Raw genomic sequence first — 23,519 nt, 5'->3', positions numbered from 1 at the left:
GGCACAAATTACTTCTTCAGCAGGAATTCACGCAGATCGGCAAATTCGGCCTTCATCTTATGCGACAGCAGCGGCAGATCGGCACGCTCGGCTAATGCCTCTGGCAGAGGAATTTTGCGATCGAGGATCGCTTCCACGCTCTCGAGGAACTTCGCCGGATGCGCGGTGCCGAGGAACAGACCAAACTCCCCGTCCTGCAGCTGATCGCGCAGCAGACGATAGGCAATCGCCGCGTGAGGTTCAGAGATATAGCCAAGATCGGCCAGCTCGCGCATGGTCTCTTTGGTGGTTTCATCACTGACCGCACCAAAGCCCAGATCCTGCAAACGCCAGGTTTTACGGCGGAAGATCTCTTCCACGCGCGGCCAGTTGTTTGGCTGCGACACATCCATCGCGTTAGACAGCGTGGCAACGGTGACGTTTGGCGTCCACTGACCGTCGGCCAGGAAGCGCGGCACGGTATCGTTGGCATTGGTAGCGGCGATAAAACGCTTCGCCGGCAGGCCCAGTGATTTGGCCAGCAGGCCGGCGGTCAGATCGCCAAAGTTACCGCTTGGCACCGAAATCACCAGCTGATTGCGTTTTTCCTGTGGCAGCTGGGCAACGGCTTCGAAGTAGTAGCAGATCTGCGCCAGCAGGCGGCTGATATTGATAGAGTTAGCCGAGTTCAGGCCAATCGCCTTTTTCAGCTCTTCATCGTCAAAGGCCTGCTTAACCAGCGCCTGGCAGGCATCAAAGTCACCGTCGATAGCGATAGTCTGGATGTTGCCACCCAGCGTACAGAACAGCTTTTCCTGCAGCGGGCTGATTTTACCCTGCGGATACAGGATCACCACGCGCACGTTTTCCATACCGTAGAAAGCATGGGCCACTGCGGCACCGGTATCACCCGAGGTCGCGGTCAGAATGGTGATCTTCTCATCTGCATCGCTGACGTGTGAGAGCATCTGCGCCATAAAGCGGCCGCCGAAGTCCTTAAAAGCCAGCGTCGGGCCGTGGAACAGTTCGAGAGACGCGATATCATCAGTCACGCTGGCGACCGGCGCCGGGAAGGTAAAGGCGGTTTTCAGACGCGCCAGCAGCTGGTCTTTTGGAATTTCATCGCCGATAAACGCCGACAGGATCTTGCTGCTGCGAGTGACGAAGTCCTCCTCCAGCAGTGCATCAATATCGGTCAGTTCGAATTCCGGTAATTCCAGCGGAAAGAACAGGCCCTGCTGTGAACCCAGCCCCTGCTTCACCGCCTGGGCAAAGCTAACCTGCTCGTTGTGATCCTTAAGATTGTACAGTTTCATGCGTTATCCCAGTTTACGTGCGCCTGCCGTATCTAAACGACAAATATGAACGAAGCCTTCATCATTTTGCAGATAGTTCTGGCGAAGCCAGTCCGCCATCCGCTGTGCCGTATCCAGCTGATTGCATACGGCAAACAGCGTCGGCCCTGAACCCGAAATACCGCAGGCCAGTGCGCCGATATCGGCAGCGGCCTCGCGCGCGTCGGCAAAGCCGGGCAGCAGTCGGGTACGGTAAGGTTCTGCAATCACATCCTGCATCAGCTTCGCGGCCAGTTCCGGCTGCTGCGTATGGCAGGCATGAATAAAGCCGCCGAGGTAGCGGCCGTGGCGAATAATATCCTCTTTGCGATACTGCGCGGGTAAAATCGCGCGCGCCTCGGCGGTAGAGACTTTGATCCCCGGATACGCCATCACCCACAGCCAGTCATCAAAGCCTGGCACGGACTGACTGATAATGCCGTTTTCTTCCAGCATCAGCTGCATGCCGCCAAGGAAGCACGGCGCAACGTTATCGTAGTGTACACTGCCGGAAATACGCCCTTCCAGCTCGCCCATCAGGGCCAGCAGCTCGGTATCATTCAGCGGCTTGCCGCAGAACTCGTTCATCGCCATTAAACCGGCCACCACCGAGCAGGCGCTGGAACCGAGGCCGGAACCGATCGGCATATTTTTTTCCAGCGTCATCGCCACCGGCACGCGCTTGCCGATGGCTTCACAGAAGCGATCCCAGCACTGATAGACAATGTTTTCTTTCGGATCGGCGGGCAGTTTGCTGACGAAACTGCCTTCATTGCGCAGGCTGAACTCGTCAGCCGCTTCCACGCTGACACAGTCGCCCAGCAGCGTACCGTCAATCGGCGATACCGCCGCCCCAAGCACGTCGAAGCCGACGCTGACGTTACCAATTGAGGCAGGGGCATGAATCTTAACCATGTTTAAACTCCCAACTTCCACGACAGAGTGCGTAACAGATCGGCAAACACGCCCGCCGCGGTCACATCATTACCGGCACCGTAACCACGCAGCACCAGCGGAATTGGCTGATAGTAACGGCTGTAGAAGGCCAGCGCGTTTTCGCCGTTTTTCACTTTAAACAGAGGATCGTTACCGTCCACGGCATCAATCTTCACTTTGCAGACACCGCCCTCTTCAATCGCACCGACGAAGCGCAGGACTTTACCCGCGTCACGCGCACTGGCAACCCTGGCGGCAAACGCATCATCCAGTTCCGGCAGACGCGCCATAAAGGTATCGACATCGGCAATGGCGGTAAACGCTTCCGGCAGCACCGCTTCGATCTCAATATCATCCAGTTCCAGCTGATAGCCCGCTTCACGCGCAAGGATCAACAGCTTACGCGCGACGTCCATCCCGGAAAGGTCGTCGCGCGGGTCCGGCTCGGTAAAGCCCATCTCACGTGCCATATGCGTGGCCGCAGAGAGCGATACGCCTTCGTCCAGCTTACCAAAAATAAACGACAGCGAGCCGGAGAGAATACCGGAGAAGCGAATCAGTTCGTCACCGGCGTTCAGCAGATTTTGCAGGTTCTCGATCACCGGCAGACCGGCACCGACGTTGGTATCGTACAGGAACTTACGGCGTGATTTCGCCGCCGCCGCACGCATTTGCTGATAATAGCTATACGACGAGGTATTGGCCTTTTTGTTCGGCGTCACCACATGGAAGCCATCGGCCAGGAAATCGGCATACTGATCGGCAACCTGCTGACTCGACGTACAGTCAACGATCACCGGGTTCAGCAGGTGATATTCCTTCACCAGGCGCTTCAGCCTGTCCAGATCGAACGGCTCTTTTGCCGCCTGCAGCTGTTCCTGCCAGTTTTCCAGCGGAATACCGTGAACGTTAGTCAGCAGCGCCCGGGAATTAGCAATACCGCAAACGCGCAGATCGATATGTTTGTTCTTCAGCCAGGCCTGCTGGCGATTAATCTGATCGATTAACGCACCGCCGACACCGCCGCTGCCGATCACGAACACCTCAATCACCTGATCGGTGGCAAACAGCATCTGGTGCACTACGCGCACGCCGGTGGTCGCTTCATCATTACTGACCACAGCGGAGATAGAGCGCTCGGAAGAGCCCTGAGCGATAGCAACGATATTGATGTTGGCGCGGGCCAGCGCGGAGAAGAACTTGGCCGAGATGCCGCGCAGCGTGCGCATGCCGTCGCCGACCACGGAGATCACCGCCAGCTGCTCCATCACATCCAGCGGCTCCAGCAGGCCGTCCTTCAGCTCCAGATAGAATTCGTCTTCCAGCACTTTACGGGCCCGCGACAGCTCGCTCTGCGACACGCAGAAGCTGATGCTGTATTCCGATGATGACTGGGTGATCAGCACCACTGAGATACCGCTGCGGGACATGGTGGCGAATACGCGCGCCGCCATGCCAACCATGCCTTTCATTCCCGGACCGGAAATGTTGAACATCGCCATATTGTTCAGGTTGGTGATGCCTTTTACCGGCGTGTCATCATCGCTGGCACTGTCACCGATTAACGTACCTGGAGCCTGTGGGTTGGCGGTATTTTTTATCAGGCAGGGGATCTGGAACTGGGCGATAGGAGCGATGGTGCGAGGATGGAGAACTTTAGCGCCGAAGTAGGAAAGCTCCATGGCCTCCTGATACGACATTGACTTAAGCAGCCTCGCATCCGGGACCTGACGCGGGTCGCAGGTATAGACGCCGTCAACGTCAGTCCAGATCTCGCAACAGTCGGCACGCAGACAGGCGGCCAGCACCGCAGCAGAATAGTCAGAACCGTTACGGCCCAGCACGACCAGTTCGCCGCGCTCGTTACCGGCGGTGAAACCGGCCATCAGCACCATATTGCTGGCAGGGATTTTACTGGCAGCGATGCGGCGGGTCGATTCCGCAATATCCACGGTTGATTCCAGATAGTGACCAACTGCCAGCAGATTCTCTACCGGATTGATCACGCTGACGCCGTAGCCGCGCGCCTGGAGCAGCCCTTCCATAATGGCAATTGAGAGTTTTTCACCGCGGCAGATGATGGCAGCATTAACGCTGTCCGGGCACTGTCCCAGCAGGCTAATCCCGTGCAAAACCTGCTTAAGCTGGGTGAACTCCTGATCGACCACGCTCTTCAGGCGGTCAAAGTCGAAGCCCGGCTGAGCATCGGCCAGTCCCTGTAACAGCTCAGCAAAAATACGTTCGGCATCGCTGAGATTCGGCGCGGCATCCTGGCCACCGATGGTTTTTTCAATCATCGCCACCAGATGATTGGTAATTTTTGCTGGCGCGGACAATACGGTAGCAACCTGTCCCTGCTTTGCATTGCTTTCCAGAATGTCAGCCACACGCAGAAATCTTTCCGCATTGGCTACCGAGGTTCCACCGAATTTCAGCACTCGCATGTTCAAACTCTCCTGAATTTTCACCAAAAAAAAGCCCGCACTGTTCAGGTGCGGGCTTTTTTCTATTTTACTCTTTATGCGTCAGCCCGCACCGTTACCTGTGGTAATGGTGGTGGTAATAATGATTGTGGTAATCAGGCTGTTTTTACGCATTTTAGATTTATCGTCTGTCTGTCTGTAAAATCTGTCGGCCTTCAGAAGTAAAGCAATTGCCCCACTAAGTCAATTTTTTTATCGCCTGCGCCTTATCGGCCCGGCGACGTCAGTTGAGACAAATTTAGCCTGATGCCGATCTGTTCTGTTATCCCTGCGATGGATGGCAGTAAATCACGCCATCAATTCGGCATTAGCCAGCGTTTTTATCTGCCAGCTTTTTTTCCACGTCGTGAAGTAAACGATGCAGCATTGCCGTATCCCGCTGCTGTAGCAGACCCAGCCGCTGCTGTAGCCAGTCCGCCAGTTTAACGTCACCCGCCACGTCCAGCTTCTCCAGCAGCAGCTGCGCACGCTGGCGCAGTGCAGCAAGCTGGGGAATTTCTGCCGCAGGCTCGGCGGCAGCACTGACCTGGCGCAGCGCAGATAGCTGGTAACAGTAGACCATCACCGCCTGACCCAGATTCAGCGACGGATAGTCCCCGGCCATCGGGACCCCTGTCAGCAGATCGACCAGCTCCAGTTCTTCATTGGTCAGGCCGCTATCCTCACGGCCAAATACCAGTGCGGCGCTGCCAATCCACCGCTGCTTTTCTTCCAGTACGGTTTGTACCTGCTGTGGCGTTGCGTAGTAACGAAACTTTGCGCGACTGCGGGCCGTGGTGGCAATGCTGAAATCGATATCCTCAAGCGCGGCGGCCAGCGATTCCCAGTGCGTGGCATTATCGAGGATCTCGCAGGCTCCGTGGGCAACCCGTCTGGCGGCATCATCAAGATGGACATCGCTACTGACAATACGTAACTCACTAAATCCCATGGTTTTCATCGCACGCGCAGCGGCACCAACATTTTCAGGACGAGCAGGAGAAACAAGAATAAGAGGGAAACGCATAACCGCCTTTACTATTAACAAAACCAGAGCGGGTACTTTGCCATGCCGAAGGCACAAATGACAGACGCTGATATTTAACAACTCGCCAACAGCCAAGTGGTAGCAATTTAAAAGAGAAGAATCTGATGTTACACTAGCATTCTGTTGAATAAGCAATAAAAACCTGATGTTACGTAAATAAAATCAGTTTTATCAATTAAGTAACAATTGTTAAATGTATAGCAAACGTTAGATTAACCTCTCATCCTTAATCGTTAGCATTTGGCTCTGTTTGTGAGCTAAGCTGGCATTCTGGGAAGAGTTTTTCACAAAACTGTTAACGTGCTACAATTGGTTTGATATAAGTCAACTAAGCGTTACTTTATTGCTTAATGGTTGTTGCCAGTGCTGTTATGTTGCCGTTGTTGCAGTTAGGATGTATGCCGTATTTGCACTGCCGGGGCATTCAGACGCCACCCGTTTGGCTACGCTGACCATGTTGTTGACAGTAACTAAGGTGTATCAAGAAAATTATTCTGTACTGCTGTTCTTTTATCGCTGATTTTTCACATCAGCCTTGTGACGGCGGTATGTCCTGTTCCAGTTTTGTTGGCAATTTTAGGTAGCGAACACATGCAGACCCCGCACATACTTATCGTTGAAGACGAATTAGTCACTCGTAATACACTCAAAAGTATTTTTGAAGCCGAAGGCTACATGGTTTATGAAGCTACGGATGGTGCCGAAATGCACCAGATCCTGACGGAAAACGACGTCAATCTGGTCATTATGGACATCAATCTGCCCGGTAAAAATGGCCTGTTGCTGGCTCGTGAACTGCGTGAGCAGGCTAATGTCGCCCTGATGTTCCTGACCGGACGCGATAACGAAGTTGACAAGATTCTCGGTCTTGAAATCGGCGCAGATGATTACATCACCAAGCCGTTTAACCCACGTGAACTGACCATCCGTGCCCGTAATCTGCTGTCGCGCACCATGAATCTGGCCGCGGTAAGCGAAGAGCGTAAACTGGTAGAATGCTACCGCTTCAACGGTTGGGAGCTGGATATTAACAGCCGCTCTCTGATCAACCCGCAGGGCGAGCAGTACAAGCTACCGCGCAGTGAGTTCCGCGCGATGCTGCATTTCTGCGAAAACCCGGGAAAAATCCAAACCCGTGCTGACCTGCTGAAAAAAATGACAGGCCGCGAACTGAAACCACACGATCGCACTGTTGATGTCACCATTCGCCGAATTCGTAAACATTTCGAATCAATTCCTGATACCCCTGAGATTATCGCCACCATTCATGGCGAAGGCTATCGCTTCTGTGGCGATCTGGAAGATTAACGGAAATCGTATTAAGTATTCATGGGCCGAATTTATTCGGCCCATTTTTTTATCTAAAAATCATGCGGTTCCGCAGATCACTTTCCTCCCCACGGAATAATTGGCACGGCGCTGAGTGCATTTTTTGGTGAACCGTCAACAACCTTATCGGAATAACTGAGATAGATTAAAGCATTACGATTTTTGTCATAGAAACGGACAACCTGCAGCTTTTTAAATACCAGCGAAGTGCGCTTGCGGAAAACGACTTCTCCGTTTGATTTTCCCTGAGCGATTTTATCGGAAAGCGTGACAGGTCCAACCTGCTGACAGGAAATTGCCGAGTCCGACGTATCCTCGGCAAGCCCCAGCCCACCCTTGATGCCGCCGGTTTTTGCGCGGCTCAGATAGCAGGTCACATTCTTCACATCCGGGTCATCAAATGCCTCTACGACAATTTTATGATCGGGGCCAAATAGTTTAAAAACCGTGTCAACAGAGCCAATCTCTTCAGCCTGTAGAGAGAATGAAACCAGCGCGACTGAAGCGACTATTAACAATTTTTTAATTGTCATGACGTTACCATTTCAAAGAAAATAGCCGACATTGTAAGTCATCTTGGATGACATACATAGCTCACCGCTACTCACGCGAACTATTCAATGAGCAATTGATTTAGCACATTCTTAAAACTATAACCGCGTACTTTAATTTTGCATTTAGTGCTACTATCCACCGACTTTGCTTTATTTGCTGCAACACTGAACTGAGTAGAATGAGGACGATTTAATGGACCAAGCCGGTATCATTCGAGATTTGCTTGTCTGGCTGGAGAGCCACCTGGATCAACCGCTGTCGTTAGATAACGTCGCGGCAAAGGCGGGTTATTCAAAATGGCATTTGCAAAGAATGTTTAAAGATGTCACGGAGCATGCCATTGGTGCATATATTCGTGCGCGTCGTTTGTCAAAAGCAGCGGTCGCCCTGAGGCTGACCAGCCGTCCGATTCTGGACATCGCTTTGCAGTATCGTTTTGATTCTCAACAAACCTTTACCCGGGCCTTCAAAAAGCAATTTACCCAGACTCCAGCCTGGTATCGCCGTTCATCTGACTGGAATGCTTCCGGGCTTCGCCCGCCCATTCGTCTGGGAGAGTTTAAACTTCCGGAGCCAACGTGGGTTAGCATGCCGGAAACAACATTACTGGGACAGACGCAAAGTTATACCTGCACGTTGGAACAGATCTCCCGTTTTCGTGATGATATGCGTGTGCATTTTTGGCGCCAGTTTTTGACTGAAACGGACACGGTTCCACCGGTGCTGTATGGTTTACACCAGTCGCACCCCAGTTCTGAAAAAGATGATGAGCAGGAGATACTTTACACAACAGCCGTGATGCCTGACCAGAACACCAGTCAGCTACAATCAGCGCAGCCGGTCACACTGGAAGGGGGAGACTATGTACAGTTTACCTATGAGGGATCGACCAGCGGATTGCAGGAGTTTGTCCTGCTGCTGTACGGCACCTGTATGCCACTTTTACATCTCACACGACGCAACGGCCAGGATATTGAGCGCTTTTACACGCACGGTGGTAAAAAGCGCGCTGAACCGCCGACTGAAATTCGCTGCGAATATCTGATCCCTATCCGGCGCGCGCCGGAATAAATGGGAAACAGCCAGGGCCGGTCACACCGGCCCTTTTTGTTCAGCGCTGCAGCTCGTCAAGCGCCGGTTCATCAAGATGGGTAATATCGCCAGCGGTTTCCACCACCCAGCCGGATGCCAGCCAAGGGCTTTCCTGATGTTCGATGCGAGAAATTGAGCAGTTACGAAGCCTTAACCGACGTTCTGCATTGGCAGGCAGACCCAAAATAGTGCTAAGCAATACGCCCAGCGCCATGCCGTGACTGACCAGCAGCGGGCGGCTACCGGCAGGCAGTTCAAGGCAGGCATTGAGGGCCTGATGCATACGAGCGGCCATCTCACTCATTGATTCCCCTTCAGGAATACGCCCATCTACGGTGCCGTCCACCAGCGTCTTACGCCAGCGTTCTTCTTCCGGTGTGAGGGAATCCAGCGCACGCTGCTCCAGCACGCCCATATTCAGCTCACGTAGGCGGGGATCGACGGTAACATCGCAACCGCAGGCATCGGCAATAATCTCAGCAGTACGGCGGGTACGGCCCAGATCGCTGGCGATGACATGGGTAATACCGAGGCTTTTAACCCGCTCACCCACCTGATGCGCCTGTAATTCTCCTTTTGCAGTCAGCGCACTGTCTGACTGCCCCTGAATGCGCCGAGCGGCATTCCACAGCGTTTCTCCGTGGCGAACAAGATAGACCTGTAACATACGTTTTTCCGTTATACTGCGATTATTTACGTAAAGGGTTCAACCAATTATGTACCATGTTGTCGCTGCTACCAGCAATCCAGCCAAAATTAGGGCAATTACTCAGGCCTTCAGCGATATTTTCGGAGAAAGATCCTGCCACATCGAGGGTGTAGAGGTCGACAGTGGCGTAGCGGCACAGCCCATGACAAATGCAGAAACGCGAACTGGCGCACGTCAAAGAGTGATGAATGCCAGACAGGTCCGACCTGAAGCCGACTTCTGGGTGGCGATTGAAGCCGGGATCGAAGAGGACACCGCTTTCGCCTGGATGGTGATTGAAAACCATAAACTACGCGGTGAATCCCGCTCTGCCAGCTTTACGCTGCCGGCGGTTGTCATGAAAGGGATTCGTGAAGGGCGCGAGCTGGGCGAAGAGATGGCACGCCTGACCGGTATTGATAACATCAAACAGAAAGGCGGCGCTATCGGCGCCTTCACCGCCGGGCATCTGTCCCGCACCAGCGTTTATCATCAGGCGCTGATCCTCGCCCTCTGTCCTTTCCATAACGACGTTTACAGCCAGCCGGTTTAAACCCGATCGCTGCCGTTCAGCAGCTGCGCTTCCAGCCAGGCTTTCAGGGCAGGTGGCGCACTTTTCAGACTGTTCGATCCACGGGTAATCGTGGCAATGCCGGCACCCAGCTGATTTTTAAGCTCGCGCTGGCTCATCTCACCGCGCATCAGCTCTTCCACAATCCGTAGCCGGGTTCCTAACGCTTCACGCTCATCCGGAGTCAGCATCAGCTGGAGCAGCGGCAGGTGCAGCTCGCTCTGATAGGCGCGCTGCATCAGCACAACAAAACGCAGCCAGTCTTCATTTGGGGGTTCAACGGATACCGGAACAGGAGAATCATCGGTCATGATGGGCAACCATACTATTTAACTAGTACAGAAGTGTAGCATCATCCCCGCCATACTTGAAGCCGCAACTGCTATCAGCCGCTGCGGCCCGGAAAGCACCTTAATAACGCTGTTGCCACTCGCTGTCGGCAAACAGCTTGTCCGGTTTATTGAGGAAATAACGGTAATAGGCATCATAGGCCAGCACGTTTTTCACATAGCCGCGCGTTTCTGAAAACGGAATGGTTTCAATAAAGGCCACCGGATCTAAACGCCCGGCGCTGTTGCCCTGCCAGGTTCTTACCCGCCCCGGACCGGCGTTATAGGCAGCAGACGCAAAGATGCGGTTCTGCCCGAACTGCTGATAAACCGATTCCAGATATTGTGTCCCAATCTGAATATTGGTTTCCGGATCAAGCAGCTGGCTGCTATTGCTGTAGCCGCTGATGCCGAATTTGGTCACCGTATGCTGAGCGGTTGCCGGCATCACCTGCATCAATCCGGATGCACCTACCGGCGAACGGGCTTTCGGATTCCAGGCACTCTCCTGCCGTGCAATCGCCATTGCATAGCTTTGCGGTATGCTTTTTCCGCTGATGTAGCGCTCAAACTGGCTCTGCCAGGCCAGCGGGAAGCGCTCCTGCAGGCTGTTCCACAACTTACCTGCAATAGTCGCCTGCACGCTAAGATCCCACCACCCCTGCTTCAGCGCGTAGCTGGCCAGCATCTGCTGCTGACCGGCGGTGCGGCTGCCGATCAAATAGCTCCACTCGCTGCGCGCCAGATTATCCATCCCCCAGTACATGAGTTCGCGCACCCGGGCAATTTCCGGACCGGTGGTCAGCGCAGCGTCAATCGCCGGAGCCTTATCGATCTGCAGCGGATACTCCTCGCCCAGCCGCTGTGCGGCCGCCATCGGATAGAAGCCGCGCTCCTGCATCAGCTTGCGCAGAATGCCCTCGGCTTCCTCATTGCGCCCGCGCTCAAGCAGCAGGTCAGCCTGCCAGTACTGCCACTCGTCTTTCTCCTTCGCCTCCACCGGCAGGCGAGCAATCCAGGTGTTTAAGCCACGGCGATCGTTGTTGCCCAACGACATCCTCACCCGGCGCTCAACCAGCGAGGTCGAATCACTGCGCATCACCACGTCATCACGCCAGCGGCCCTGCTCGCTGGTAATGTCGTTACCCATCAGCCGCCAGGCTACTGCCTCTTTCAGCTCCTGCACCTGCTGCTCGTCCAGCTTCTGCTGCACCGCCAGTGAAGGGATCATCTGCCGGGCCTGCTCTGCATCGGTGCGCGCCACGCTGGCGAACGCAATCGCCGTCGCCTGGCGGGTAAAATCGGTTGGGCCCACGCTGGCCGCGAAAGTTTGAATGGTCTGCGGATCGTTTTGCAGATTCATCACCGCGCTGGCGATGGTCTGATAATCCGCAGGTAGCTGCTTCGCCAGATAGTTCACCAGGCTGCCATTGCCCGCTTTCATCGCCAGGCGGATGCGCTCCAGCGTAGTGATCGGATTTTGCTCTCCTGCCTGCTGCCAGACGCTGAACAGTTTGTCGCAGGTGGCAGGCAGCGACGAGCCGGTCAGCCAGATCTCTTTAGCTCCCTGCCAGGCGACCTGCTGCTCGCCGGTGGCCCACTTGGCGTAGTACCAGTTACAGCGCGCGGCAACGGGTTTGGGAGCCTGGGGGCTGAAGACCAGCAGCCCGCGCCAGTCTTCACGCCGCGCCAGCTCGTTAACAAAACGGGCGGGCAGCGAGCGCACGGGTGGCAGTGTCGGATAGCGTTGGATAAAGGCGTTCACCGCCAGCCCGGTTTCCTGACCGAGATCCTGTGCCAGCTGGCGATACTCCAGATAGGGATAAAGCGGATAATCCTGCAAAGTGGGCATCAGCTGTGCCACGGTATCCATCTGTTTGCTATCCCAGGCCTGCTTGATCTGCAAATACCGGGTGCGCTGCGCATCAAGCGAATCCGCCTGCACACTGCCTGCCGCCAGCACCAAACAGGATGCCACTGTCCACAACTGCCACTTGTCCGCCATGACCTTCCCCACCTTACTTTGTTAATCCTGAACACCCAAAACTACCCCCTTCATGCTAACCAGGTACAGCCGGTTGTGCCACGTGACGAACAAATATTTACCGAAATCCTTTCTGCGCCCCATTTTTGCTCATTCGCTGCGCGTTGATTGTGCACGCTCAGCGCAGGGATGAATTAAAAACAATAAAATTCAATAAATTAAAAACATGGCACATCCTTTGCACTATTGAATTCCATCTTGTATACCAGACGGAATTCAACATATGGCTTTAACCACAGGATTTACGTTACAGGACTGGCAGCATCACTATCAGCAGCATCCTGATTCGGTGCTGTCCACGCTGGAGTCGCTGCTCTCCGGACTTTCCACCGCCGATAATGCCTGGCTGTACCTTGCTTCTCCCGCCCAGCTGCGAGCGCAGGTTGAACCGCTGCTGGCGGCCTGGCAGCAGAATCCGGCGTCACTGCCGCTGTTTGGCGTTCCCTTTGCGGTTAAAGACAATATTGACGTCGCGGGCTGGCCGACCAGCGCGGCCTGCCCAACTTTCACTTATCAGGCCACAGCCGATGCCACTGCGGTAGCCAGACTGAAGGCGGCCGGTGCCGTGGTCATTGGCAAAACTAACCTCGATCAGTTCGCCACCGGGCTGGTCGGCACGCGCTCGCCGTTTGGCGCGGTCAGCAACACCTTTAACCCGGAATACGTCAGCGGCGGCTCCAGTTCCGGCTCCGCGTCGGTAACCGCCCGCGGGCTGGTCGGTTTTGCCCTCGGGACCGATACCGCCGGGTCCGGCCGCGTTCCCGCCGGATTCAACAATATCGTTGGCCTGAAGCCGACCAAAGGTTGGCTCTCGGCGACCGGCATGCTGCCCGCCTGCCGCCTGAACGACACCATTTCGATTTTCGCCCTGACGGTGGAAGATGCCTTCCTCGTCGCCAGCTGCGCCGGGGGCTACGACAGCCAGGATGCCTATTCGCGCGCCGATCCGGGCCTGGCACCCGCCGCCCTCTCCGCCGCGCCGCGTCTGGCCATTCCGGCCGTCCCGGAGTTCTTCGGCGATGTACAGGCCGCCGCCGCATGGGAAGCAGCACTGGCAGAACTCACTGCCGGGGGCGCAACGCTGCATCCCATTGATTTCGCACCGTTCCACCAGCTGGCGGAGCAGCTTTACTACGGCCCGTGGGTGGCTGAACGTACCGTGGCCGTCGGCGACATGCTCAACCGCCCGGAGGAGATGGACCCGGTGGTGTACGGCATCGTTAACAGCGGCCATAACTACAGCGCGGTGGATACCTTTAAAGCCGAGTACCTGCGCGCCGAGCTGACCCGTCAGATCCAGCAGACCCTGAGCCAGTTTGATGCGCTGGTGGTGCCAACCTCACCGACCATTCATACCCTGGAAGAAATGAAGCAGGAGCCGGTGCGTTACAACTCGCAGTTCGGCACCTACACCAACTTTACCAACCTCGCCGACCTGTCCGCGCTGGCGCTTCCCGGCCCGTTCCGTGCCGACGGACTGCCTGCCGGGATCACCGTTATCGCGCCAGCCTGGTACGACCGCGCGCTGGCAGAATTTGGTCGCCGCTGGCAGCAACAGCAGGCGCTCAGCCTCGGTGCGACCGGCCTGTCGCAGCCCGCGTCCAGAACGTCATTACCCGTTTCTCCACTGCACGTGCGCGTTGCGGTAGTGGGTGCTCACCTGACCGGCATGCCGCTTAACCACCAGCTGACCCGCCGCGATGCCGTGCTGGTGGAAGAAACCACCACCGCCGCCTGCTACCGGCTGTATGCGCTGGCTAACACCACCCCGGCGAAACCCGGCCTGGCGAAAGACAGCGCGGGCGCAGCAATTACCGTTGAGCTGTGGGATATCCCGCTGGCCCGCTTCGGCGAGTTTGTTGCAGAAATCCCGGCCCCGCTGGGGATAGGAACGCTGGAACTGGCCGATGGCCGCACGGTGAAGGGCTTTATCTGCGAACCGGCGGCACTGGCAGAGGCAACTGAAATCACCGCATTCGGTGGCTGGCGCAACTGGCTGGCCCGTCAGGAGACGTCACATGTTTAATACCGTACTGATCGCCAACCGTGGCGAAATCGCCTGCCGCGCCATCCGCACCCTGAAGCGCCTGGGGATTACCAGCGTGGCCGTTTTCTCCGATGCGGATCGGAATTCCCAGCACGTGAGAGATGCCGATATTGCGATTGCGCTGGGCGGCGAAAAAGCCAGCGACAGCTACTTGAAAATTGACAAGATCCTCAATGCCGCACTGGAAACTGGCGCTCAGGCCATCTGGCCGGGCTACGGTTTTCTGTCCGAAAGTCTGCCGTTTGCCGCCGCCTGCGAAGAGGCCGGCGTGGTCTTTATCGGCCCGACCGCGCATCAGATCGGCGAATTTGGCCTGAAGCACCGGGCGCGTGAACTGGCCGCTGCCGCAGGCGTACCGATGACGCCCGGCACGCCGCTGCTCGCCTCGCTGGAGGAAGCACTGGCCGCCGCGGAGCGCATTGGCTACCCGGTTATGCTGAAAAGTACCGCGGGCGGCGGCGGCATCGGTCTGACCCGCTGTGAGGACAACGCCGCACTGCGCAGCGCCTGGGAAAGCGTCCGCCGCCTGGGCGAGCAGTTCTTCAGCGATGCGGGCGTGTTCCTGGAACGCTGCATCGATCGCGCCCGTCACGTTGAGGTACAAATCTTCGGCGACGGTCAGGGCAAAGTGATTGCCCTTGGCGAACGCGACTGTTCCTTACAGCGCCGCAATCAAAAAGTGGTGGAAGAAACCCCGGCACCGAGCCTGCCCGCCGCCACGCGCAGCGCGCTGCTGGAATCTGCGGTAAAGCTGGGCGAACTGGTGAACTACCGCAGCGCCGGCACCGTGGAATATATCTACGATGCCGCCCGCGACGAGTTTTACTTCCTCGAAGTGAATACCCGCCTGCAGGTGGAGCATCCGGTCACCGAATGCGTCACCGGTCTGGACCTGGTGGAGTGCATGCTGCAGGTCGCGGCGGGCGAACAACCCGACTGGGCGCGGATGGCTCAGGCCCCACAGGGGGCTTCCATTGAAGTACGTATCTACGCGGAAGATCCGCTGAAGAACTTCCAGCCCAGCCCCGGCGTACTGACCGAAGTCAGCTTCCCGGACGATGTGCGCGTGGACAGCTGGATCACCACCGGTACCGAAGTTTCCGCCTTCTACGACCCGATGATCGCCAAGCTGATCGTTCACGCCGAAAACCGCGAGGCGGCGCTGAAGAAAATGCAGACCGCACTGAACCAGACTCGCCTGCACGGCATCGCCACCAACCTCGACTATCTGCGCCAGGTTGTTGCCACGGAGGCCTTCCACAGCGGCAAGGTATGGACGCGCATGCTGGACAGCTTCAGCGCCGCCTCGCCGGTGATTGAAGTGATTCAGCCGGGTACCTGGAGCAGTATTCAGGATTATCCCGGCCGCCTCGGCTACTGGGATATCGGCGTACCGCCTTCCGGCCCAATGGATGATTACGCTTTCCAACTGGCTAACCGCATCGTCGGCAACGCAGAAGAAGCCGCCGCACTGGAGTTCACGCTTCAGGGACCGACTTTGCGCTTCCACAGCGATGCGCTGATCGCCCTGACCGGTGCGCGCTGCCCGGCCACGCTGGACGATGAAGAGGTCGCTTACTGGCAGCCGCTGGCGGTGAAAGCGGGCCAGACGCTGACATTGGGTCGCGCGCAGCAGGGCTGCCGTACCTATCTGGCGGTGCGAAACGGTTTCGACGTGCCGGAATACCTCGGCAGCCGTTCTACCTTTGCCCTCGGCCAGTTCGGCGGCCACGCCGGGCGCACCCTGCGCGTTGCCGATATGCTGGCGATTTCGCAGCCAGAGCTGGAAGCCTGCACGACCCCGGCACCGGTCAGCGAACCCCGGGCACTGCCTGTGGCCGCACAGCCGGTCTACGGCGATGAGTGGCGCATCGGCGTGCTCTACGGACCGCACGGCGCACCCGACTTCTTTACTCAGCAGTCCATTGATGAATTCTTTGCCAGCGACTGGCATGTCCACTACAACTCGAACCGCCTTGGCGTACGTCTGGTGGGGCCGAAACCCGGCTGGGCGCGTGATAACGGCGGCGAAGCCGGGCTGCACCCTTCCAATGTTCACGACTGCGAATACGCCATCGGCGCGATCAACTTTACCGGCGACTTCCCGGTGATCCTCACCCGCGACGGACCGAGCCTTGGCGGCTTCGTCTGCCCGGTGACCATCGCCAAAGCCGAGCTGTGGAAAGTCGGCCAGGTAAAACCGGGCGATCGCCTGCGCTTCCATCCGATTAGTCCGGAAGAAGCCCATGCGCTGGAGCAGGCTCAGGCCCGCAGCGTGGAAAACCTGAGCGCGCTGCACCTGCCGAGTTTTGAGGTGCCGTCGCTGGCAGAAACCGCGCACGGTTCCGCCACCATTCTCGGCTCACTGAAAGCCACCGCCACTACACCAACGGTGGTCTGGCGCCAGGCGGGCGACAATTACATCCTGCTGGAATACGGCGATAACGTGCTGGACCTGGCGCTGCGCCTGCGCATCCATCTGCTGATGACCGCGCTGCGCGATTACGGCCAGCCCGGCGTTGAAGAGCTGTCTCCCGGCGTGCGCTCGCTACAGATCCGCTATGACAGCCGTATTCTCAGCCAGAAACAGCTGATGACGCTGCTACAGGATCTTGAGAAAAATCTCGGCGACGTCAGCCGGATGAAGGTGCCGTCGCGCATCGTGCATCTGCCAATGGCCTTTGAAGACAGCGCGACGTTAGGCGCGGTGGAACGCTACCAGGAAACCGTCCGAGCCAGCGCGCCGTGGTTGCCGAACAACGTTGATTTTATCCAGCGTATTAACGGCCTCAGCAGCCGCGATGAGGTGAAAGATACGATCTTCGACGCCAGCTATCTGATCCTCGGTCTGGGCGACGTTTACCTCGGCGCACCGTGCGCGGTGCCGGTTGACCCACGCCACCGCCTGCTGAGCTCGAAGTACAACCCGGCGCGCACCTTTACCGCCGAAGGCACCGTTGGTATCGGCGGCATGTATATGTGCATCTACGGCATGGACTCCCCCGGCGGTTATCAGCTGGTAGGCCGCACGCTGCCAATCTGGAACAAGTTCCTGAAAAACGAACAGTTTGCCGCCAACGAACCCTGGCTGCTGCACTTCTTCGATCAGGTGCGCTTCTATCCGGTCAGCGAAGCCGAGCTGGACGTGCTGCGTGATGATTTCCGTGAAGGCCGCGCCAGCGTGCGTATTGAACACAGCGAATTCGACTTTGCGGAACACACGCAGTTCCTCGCCGATAACGCCGGGTCCATCGCGGCCTTCCGCAGCCGCCAGGCCAGCGCCTTTGATGCCGAAGTCGCGCTGTGGGCGCAGGAAGAGGAAGGTGCGCCGCTCAGCAGCAGCGAGAATCTGCTGCCGCCGGAAGAGGACGACAGCGCCCTGCAGGTCAGCGCCGATATGAACGGCAATATCTGGAAGATCCTGGTGCAGGAAGGTGACGTCGTGGAGGCCGGGCAGCCGCTGATCGTGGTAGAGGCGATGAAAATGGAGCTGGCCATCAACGCACCGCAGGCCGGTCGGGTAAAACGCATTGGCTGTCAGTCAGGCCGTCCGGTCAGCCCGGGCGATGCGCTGCTGTGGCTGGAATAAGGATGTGAGCATGCAGGGATCGTCGCAGAAAAACAGCAAAGATCGGCCGGAGGTGCTGGCCGATCGCGTCTACCACGCGCTGAAAAATGACATTTTCGACTTTCGTCTGATGCCGGGCGACCGCTTCAGCGAAAGCGAAATCGCCACACGCATGGCGGTCAGCCGCACCCCGGTGCGCCAGGCGCTGTTTCGCCTGGAGCGTGAAGGCTATGTCGAAGTGTGGAACCGCCTCGGCTGGCAGGTTCGCCAGTTTGATTTTGCGTACTTCGAAGAGCTGTACGACCTGCGCACGGTGCTGGAGTGCGAGGCGGTGAAACGGCTCTGCCGCCTGCCCGCCCGGCAGTGCAGCGAGCTGCTCGACCGGCTGACGCGCTTCTGGATTGACGAACCGCGCCTGGCGGACTTTATCGCCGTTTCCCTGCATGACGAAGCCTTTCATATGGCGCTGGTTTCCGCCGCAGGCAACGAGGAAATGGCCCGTATTCACAGTGAGTTAACCGAAAAAATCCGCATCATCCGCCGCCTCGACTTCACCCGCGAGGATCGCGTTGATGCCACCTACAACGAACACGCGCAGATCTTAAACGCAGTACTTCACCAGCAAAGCGAGGAGGCCCAACAAATTCTGACCGACCATATTGCCGTCAGCAGGGCAGAGGTCAGAAAAATCACATTGCATATGCTCCAGCAGGCGAGGCTACACACGGTTTCACCCACATAATCTTTTAAAAAATTTCAGGGGATTACTGATGAAAAGACGTTCATTGCTCAAGGCCTTTGCACTTTCTGCCACCGTTATTGGCATGGGATTATCCTGGAACGCTCAGGCGGCCGACACCATTAAAGTCGGCATTATGCACTCACTCTCCGGCACCATGGCGATTTCCGAAACGCCGCTGAAGGACGTGGCGCTGATGACCATTGATGAAATCAACGCCAAGGGCGGCGTGCTGGGCAAAAAGCTGGAGCCGGTGGTAGTCGATCCCGCCTCTAACTGGCCGCTGTTTGCGGAAAAAGCCCGCCAGCTGCTGACCCAGGATAAAGCCGCCGTGGTGTTTGGCTGCTGGACATCGGTATCCCGTAAGTCCGTTCTGCCGGTGTTTGAAGAGCTGAACGGTCTGCTGTTCTATCCGGTGCAGTATGAAGGCGAAGAGATGTCGCCAAACGTGTTCTACACCGGCGCCGCGCCAAACCAGCAGGCGATTCCGGCGGTTGAGTATCTGATGAGTGAAGATGGCGGTTCGGCAAAACGCTTCTTCCTGCTGGGTACAGACTACGTTTATCCGCGCACCACCAACAAGATCCTGCGCGCTTTCCTGCACTCTAAAGGTGTGAAGGACAGCGATATCGAAGAGGTCTACACGCCGTTTGGCTACAGCGACTACCAGACTATCGTATCCAACATCAAAAAGTTCTCTGCCGGTGGCAAAACGGCGGTGGTTTCTACCATCAACGGCGACTCTAACGTACCGTTCTACAAAGAGCTGGCTAACCAGGGCATCAAAGCAACCGATGTACCAGTCGTCGCCTTCTCGGTAGGCGAAGAAGAGCTGCGCGGGATTGATACCAAGCCGCTGGTCGGCAACCTGGCCGCGTGGAACTACTTCGAGTCGGTGGATAATCCGGCTAACGCCAAGTTTGTCGCGGCGTACAAAGCCTATGCCAAAGCGCACAAACTGCCGAACGCCGATACCGTCGTGACCAACGACCCGATGGAAGCCACCTATGTCGGCATCCATATGTGGGCGCAGGCGGTAGAGAAAGCGGGCACCACCGACGTGGATAAAGTCCGCGCCGCGATGGCCGGACAGACCTTTGCCGCGCCGGACGGCTTCACCCTGACCATGGATAAAACCAATCACCACCTGCACAAACCGGTGATGATTGGCGAAATCGAAGATAACGGCCAGTTCAACGTGGTGTGGCAGACCGATAAGCCGGTTCGTGCCCAGCCGTGGAGCCCGTACATCGCCGGTAACGACAAAAAGCCTGACCACCCGGTTAAAACCACCAACTGATAGTCCCGTTCCGAAGGGCCAGGCGCTGCCTGGCCCGCTGAAATTCATCGCACCCGAGAAAAGCGAGAGAGCACACTATGATGCGATTGCTGCTAATACTGCTGTTCAGCCTGCCATGCCTTGCCGTGGCCGGACCGGCAGCGGACTTTTCCGCCGCCAGCCGCAGCGATCAGCTGAAGATCCTCCAGCAGTGGGCCGCCGCGCCGGACCCTGCCCGCCTGCCGCTGTTGCAGGCCCTGCACGGTGAAACCGTGGTTCTCGACGAGAACAAACAGCCCTTCAACCAGCTTAAAGACCAGCTGACGCCGCTGGAAGGCAGCGCCACGCCGGTGGGTGCCACCAAAAAGCTGTTTATGAATAACCGGCTGCGCACGATGATTGCCACCACGCTGGCTGCCCATCAGCTGGTCAGCCCGCAGGCCGCGACGCGGCTGAAGGCGGCGCGTGCGCTGCAAAATGATGCCCAGCCCGATCAGCTGCCGCTGCTGCGCCAGAGGCTGGCGGCAGAGCAGGACAGCAGCGTCCATGCGGTATTAGCCCAGGCCGTTGCCGGGTTACAGCTGGCCGACGGCGACCCGCAGGTCCGTCTGCAAGCGGTCAAAGTGCTGGGCGAAACCAGCGATCCGCAAACCCAGGCCAGCCTGGAACGCCTGCTGTCACCGCAAAATGAAACGGATGCCACCGTACGCGCCGCCGCCGCCGATAGCCTCAAACAGATCCGCCATCGCCTGATGCTGGGTGATGTGCTCGGCCAGGCATTTACCGGCCTGTCGCTGGGCTCCGTACTGCTGCTGGCGGCACTCGGTCTGGCTATCACCTATGGTCTGCTGGGGGTAATTAACATGGCCCACGGCGAGATGCTGATGCTGGGTGCCTACGCCACCTGGATGGTGCAAAACCTGTTTCAGCGTTTTGCCCCGGAGTGGCTGGCATTTTATCCGCTGCTGGCGCTGCCGGTAGCCTTCTTTATTACCGCCGCCATCGGCATGGTGCTCGAACGTACCATCATTCGCCATCTTTATGGCCGCCCGCTGGAAACGCTGCTGGCGACCTGGGGCATCAGCCTGATGCTGATCCAGCTGGTCCGCGTCGTCTTTGGCACCCAGAACCTGGAAGTTGCTAATCCTGCCTGGCTGTCGGGTGGAATGCAGGTGCTGCCGAACCTCGTTCTGCCGTACAACCGCCTGGCGGTGATGGTGTTCGTGGCCGGCGTGCTGATACTGACCTGGCTGCTGCTGAATAAAACGCGTCTGGGCATGAATGTGCGGGCGGTAACGCAGAACCGTGCGATGGCCGACTGCTGCGGCGTGCCCACCGGGCGCGTGGATATGCTGGCCTTCGGTCTGGGTTCCGGCATTGCCGGGCTGGGCGGCGTGGCGCTTTCACAGCTGGGTAACGTCGGGCCGGAACTGGGTCAGGGCTATATTATCGACTCCTTCCTGGTGGTGGTGACCGGCGGCGTTGGCCAGCTGGCCGGCACCGTGGTAGCCGCGCTGGGCCTCGGTATTCTCAATAAGGTGCTGGAACCGCAGATCGGTGCCGTACTCGGCAAAATCCTGATCCTCGTACTGATCGTGCTGTTTATCCAGAAGCGGCCACAGGGGCTGTTCGCCTTTAAAGGAAGGGTGATTGACTGATGACGCAACCCATGACGCTAACCGTGGCGCAGAAAGCGCCGCGTCTGACCCTCGGGCTGGGGGCGGTGCTGCTGCTGGCCCTGCTGGTGCTGCCGTTTCTCGCGCTGCTGCCGCAGGATAACCCGTTGGCGCTGTCAACCTACACGCTGACGCTGGTCGGCAAAATCCTCTGCTACGCCATTGTCGCCGTGGCGCTGGATCTGGTGTGGGGCTACGCCGGGCTGCTCTCGCTCGGTCACGGCCTGTTCTTCGCGCTGGGCGGCTACGCGATGGGCATGTACCTGATGCGCCAGGCGGCCGGTGATGGCCTGCCCGCTTTTATGTCGTTCCTGTCGTGGAGCGAGCTGCCGTGGTTCTGGGCCGGAACGCAGCACTTCGCCTGGGCGCTGTGCCTGATTGTGCTGGTGCCGGGCGTGCTGGCGCTGGTGTTCGGCTGGTTTGCCTTCCGTTCGAAGATCAAAGGGGTCTACTTTTCAATTATGACCCAGGCGCTGACCTATGCGGGCATGCTGCTGTTCTTCCGCAATGAAACCGGCTTCGGTGGTAATAACGGCTTCACCGGTTTCACCACCCTGCTCGGCTTTCCGATTACCACCACCGGCACGCGCATCGGGCTGTTTGTCGCCACGGTACTGCTGCTGGTCATCAGCCTCGGCATTGGCTTTGCGCTGGCCCGCAGCAAGTTTGGCCGCGTGCTGACTGCGGTACGCGATGCGGAAAACCGACTGATGTTCTGCGGCTACGATCCGCGCGGCTTCAAACTGTTCGTCTGGACGCTGTCGGCGGTGCTGTGCGGGCTGGCCGGTGCGCTGTATGTGCCGCAGGTTGGCATTATCAACCCCGGTGAAATGTCGCCGACCAACTCGATTGAGGCCGCCATCTGGGTCGCCCTGGGCGGTCGCGGAACGCTGATTGGTCCAATGCTGGGTGCGGCCATCGTCAACGGTGCGAAAAGCTGGTTTACCGTCGCCTTCCCGGAATTCTGGCTGTTTTTCCTCGGACTGATGTTTATCCTCGTTACGCTGTTCCTGCCGCGTGGCGTGATTGGCCTGCTGCGCAGGAGGAAACATGACTGAACAACTGTTTACCCAACCCCACCCGTCCGATCGCCACCGTGCGCAAACCGATCCGGTCCTCCAGCTGGAGAAGATCAACGTCTCCTTTGACGGCTTCCGGGCGCTGACCGATCTCTCGTTGCAGATTGGCGTGGGCGAGCTGCGCTGCATTATCGGCCCCAACGGCGCGGGTAAAACCACGCTGATGGACGTGATCACCGGCAAGACCCGTCCGGATAATGGCCGGGTAGTTTACGACCAGGATACCGACCTCACCACGCTATCGCCGCCGGAAATCGCCCGCGTCGGCATTGGCCGCAAGTTTCAGAAGCCGACGGTATTTGAGGCGCTGACGGTGTTTGAAAATCTGGAAATCGCGCTGAAAACCGATAAATCCGTCTGGGCCTGCCTGCGGGCAAAGCTGAACGGCGAGCAGCAGGATCGGATCGATGACGTCCTTAAGCTGCTGCGCCTCGGCGGCAGTCGGCAGCTCACCGCCGGGCTGCTGTCCCACGGTCAGAAACAGTTTCTTGAGATCGGCATGCTGCTGGTGCAGGAGCCACATCTGCTGCTGCTGGACGAACCTGCAGCGGGAATGACCGATGCGGAAACGGAATACACCGCCGAACTGTTCCGCAGCCTCGCAGGAAAACATTCGCTGATGGTGGTGGAACACGACATGGGCTTTGTAGAAACCATTGCCGACCACGTGACGGTACTGCATCAGGGGCAGGTGCTGGCGGAAGGATCGCTGCGTCAGGTGCAGGCCAACGAGCAGGTTATTGAAGTCTATCTGGGGCGCTGAC

Annotated in this window: 19 protein-coding genes and 1 other annotated feature; of the genes, 10 read left to right on the top strand and 9 right to left on the bottom strand. The window is 57.6% G+C overall.

All coding sequences use genetic code 11. The annotated features are described in order from the left end of the window. Positions 1-8: 8 nt before the first annotated feature. The 5 genes from thrC to IBT46_RS07570 all read right to left on the bottom strand — a co-directional run bounded on the left by thrC (position 9) and on the right by IBT46_RS07570 (position 5,738). Positions 9-1,295 (bottom strand): threonine synthase, encoded by a 1,287-nt coding sequence (gene thrC, locus IBT46_RS07590; protein ID WP_200545132.1) that lies wholly within the window; start codon positions 1,293-1,295, stop codon positions 9-11. Positions 1,296-1,298: 3 nt separating this feature from the next. Beyond that, entirely contained in the window at positions 1,299-2,228 is a 930-nt protein-coding gene (thrB, locus tag IBT46_RS07585; protein ID WP_200545131.1) for a homoserine kinase, read from the bottom strand. 2 nt (positions 2,229-2,230) lie between these two features. Continuing rightward, positions 2,231-4,693, bottom strand: coding sequence for a bifunctional aspartate kinase/homoserine dehydrogenase I (gene thrA / locus IBT46_RS07580; protein ID WP_200545130.1), 2,463 nt, complete (start codon positions 4,691-4,693; stop codon positions 2,231-2,233). A 24-nt stretch (positions 4,694-4,717) separates the two neighbouring features. Beyond that, positions 4,718-4,839 (bottom strand) — a sequence feature (Thr leader region). Next, a complete protein-coding gene (gene thrL, locus IBT46_RS07575) occupies positions 4,775-4,846 on the bottom strand; it encodes a thr operon leader peptide (RefSeq protein WP_105594825.1) in 72 nt (23 codons plus the stop codon). (Overlaps the previous feature by 65 nt.) A 193-nt stretch (positions 4,847-5,039) precedes the next feature. Then, positions 5,040-5,738: a tRNA/rRNA methyltransferase gene (locus tag IBT46_RS07570; RefSeq protein WP_200545129.1), complete on the bottom strand. Its 699-nt coding sequence runs from the start codon at positions 5,736-5,738 to the stop codon at positions 5,040-5,042. A 612-nt stretch (positions 5,739-6,350) separates the two neighbouring features. On the opposite strand from IBT46_RS07570, the gene arcA reads away from it, so the two are divergent. Continuing rightward, complete coding sequence (arcA, locus tag IBT46_RS07565) at positions 6,351-7,067, top strand: two-component system response regulator ArcA (RefSeq protein ID WP_105594790.1); 717 nt, start codon at positions 6,351-6,353, stop codon at positions 7,065-7,067. A 77-nt stretch (positions 7,068-7,144) separates the two neighbouring features. Here the strand turns inward: arcA and creA are convergent, their stop codons facing one another. After that, positions 7,145-7,621 (bottom strand): protein CreA, encoded by a 477-nt coding sequence (creA, locus tag IBT46_RS07560; protein ID WP_200545128.1) that lies wholly within the window; start codon positions 7,619-7,621, stop codon positions 7,145-7,147. A 214-nt stretch (positions 7,622-7,835) separates the two neighbouring features. Between creA and robA the strand changes: the two genes are divergently transcribed. Then, on the top strand, positions 7,836-8,714 hold the full coding sequence (gene robA, locus IBT46_RS07555; protein ID WP_200545127.1) for an MDR efflux pump AcrAB transcriptional activator RobA: 879 nt from the start codon (positions 7,836-7,838) through the stop codon (positions 8,712-8,714). 40 nt (positions 8,715-8,754) lie between these two features. Here the strand turns inward: robA and gpmB are convergent, their stop codons facing one another. Next, complete coding sequence (gene gpmB / locus IBT46_RS07550) at positions 8,755-9,402, bottom strand: 2,3-diphosphoglycerate-dependent phosphoglycerate mutase GpmB (protein ID WP_200545126.1); 648 nt, start codon at positions 9,400-9,402, stop codon at positions 8,755-8,757. A gap of 49 nt (positions 9,403-9,451) precedes the next feature. Here gpmB and yjjX point away from each other — a divergent pair, with 49 nt between their 5' ends. Further along, on the top strand, positions 9,452-9,976 hold the full coding sequence (gene yjjX, locus IBT46_RS07545) for an inosine/xanthosine triphosphatase (RefSeq protein ID WP_200545125.1): 525 nt from the start codon (positions 9,452-9,454) through the stop codon (positions 9,974-9,976). Here the strand turns inward: yjjX and trpR are convergent. Next, a complete protein-coding gene (trpR, locus tag IBT46_RS07540) occupies positions 9,973-10,305 on the bottom strand; it encodes a trp operon repressor (protein ID WP_105594795.1) in 333 nt (110 codons plus the stop codon). The two genes, yjjX and trpR, sit on opposite strands and share 4 nt — an antisense overlap. A 100-nt stretch (positions 10,306-10,405) precedes the next feature. Continuing rightward, complete coding sequence (sltY, locus tag IBT46_RS07535; RefSeq protein WP_200545124.1) at positions 10,406-12,328, bottom strand: murein transglycosylase; 1,923 nt, start codon at positions 12,326-12,328, stop codon at positions 10,406-10,408. 262 nt (positions 12,329-12,590) lie between these two features. Here sltY and atzF point away from each other — a divergent pair, with 262 nt between their 5' ends. The 7 genes from atzF to urtD all read left to right on the top strand — a co-directional run bounded on the left by atzF (position 12,591) and on the right by urtD (position 23,518). Further along, positions 12,591-14,393, top strand: coding sequence for an allophanate hydrolase (gene atzF / locus IBT46_RS07530; protein ID WP_200545123.1), 1,803 nt, complete (start codon positions 12,591-12,593; stop codon positions 14,391-14,393). After that, a complete protein-coding gene (gene uca / locus IBT46_RS07525; RefSeq protein WP_200545122.1) occupies positions 14,386-18,003 on the top strand; it encodes an urea carboxylase in 3,618 nt (1,205 codons plus the stop codon). Before atzF ends, uca begins: the two co-directional genes overlap by 8 nt. A 10-nt stretch (positions 18,004-18,013) precedes the next feature. Then, complete coding sequence (locus tag IBT46_RS07520; RefSeq protein WP_200545121.1) at positions 18,014-18,724, top strand: GntR family transcriptional regulator; 711 nt, start codon at positions 18,014-18,016, stop codon at positions 18,722-18,724. Between the two features lie 28 nt (positions 18,725-18,752). After that, a complete protein-coding gene (gene urtA / locus IBT46_RS07515) occupies positions 18,753-20,021 on the top strand; it encodes an urea ABC transporter substrate-binding protein (protein ID WP_200545120.1) in 1,269 nt (422 codons plus the stop codon). 77 nt (positions 20,022-20,098) lie between these two features. Continuing rightward, complete coding sequence (urtB, locus tag IBT46_RS07510; RefSeq protein WP_200545119.1) at positions 20,099-21,658, top strand: urea ABC transporter permease subunit UrtB; 1,560 nt, start codon at positions 20,099-20,101, stop codon at positions 21,656-21,658. Further along, entirely contained in the window at positions 21,658-22,734 is a 1,077-nt protein-coding gene (gene urtC, locus IBT46_RS07505; protein ID WP_123336405.1) for an urea ABC transporter permease subunit UrtC, read from the top strand. Before urtB ends, urtC begins: the two co-directional genes overlap by 1 nt. Beyond that, positions 22,727-23,518, top strand: coding sequence for an urea ABC transporter ATP-binding protein UrtD (urtD, locus tag IBT46_RS07500; RefSeq protein WP_200545118.1), 792 nt, complete (start codon positions 22,727-22,729; stop codon positions 23,516-23,518). The genes urtC and urtD overlap by 8 nt, the downstream gene beginning before the upstream one ends. The last annotated feature ends 1 nt before the right edge of the window (position 23,519 follow it).

Origin of the sequence: Erwinia sp. S38 (assembly GCF_016624545.1) — a bacterium.
Lineage (GTDB): Bacteria > Pseudomonadota > Gammaproteobacteria > Enterobacterales > Enterobacteriaceae > Erwinia > Erwinia coffeiphila.
The sequence above is the reverse complement of the archived record's forward strand: the minus strand, read 5'-3'. Positions and strand labels throughout refer to the sequence as shown.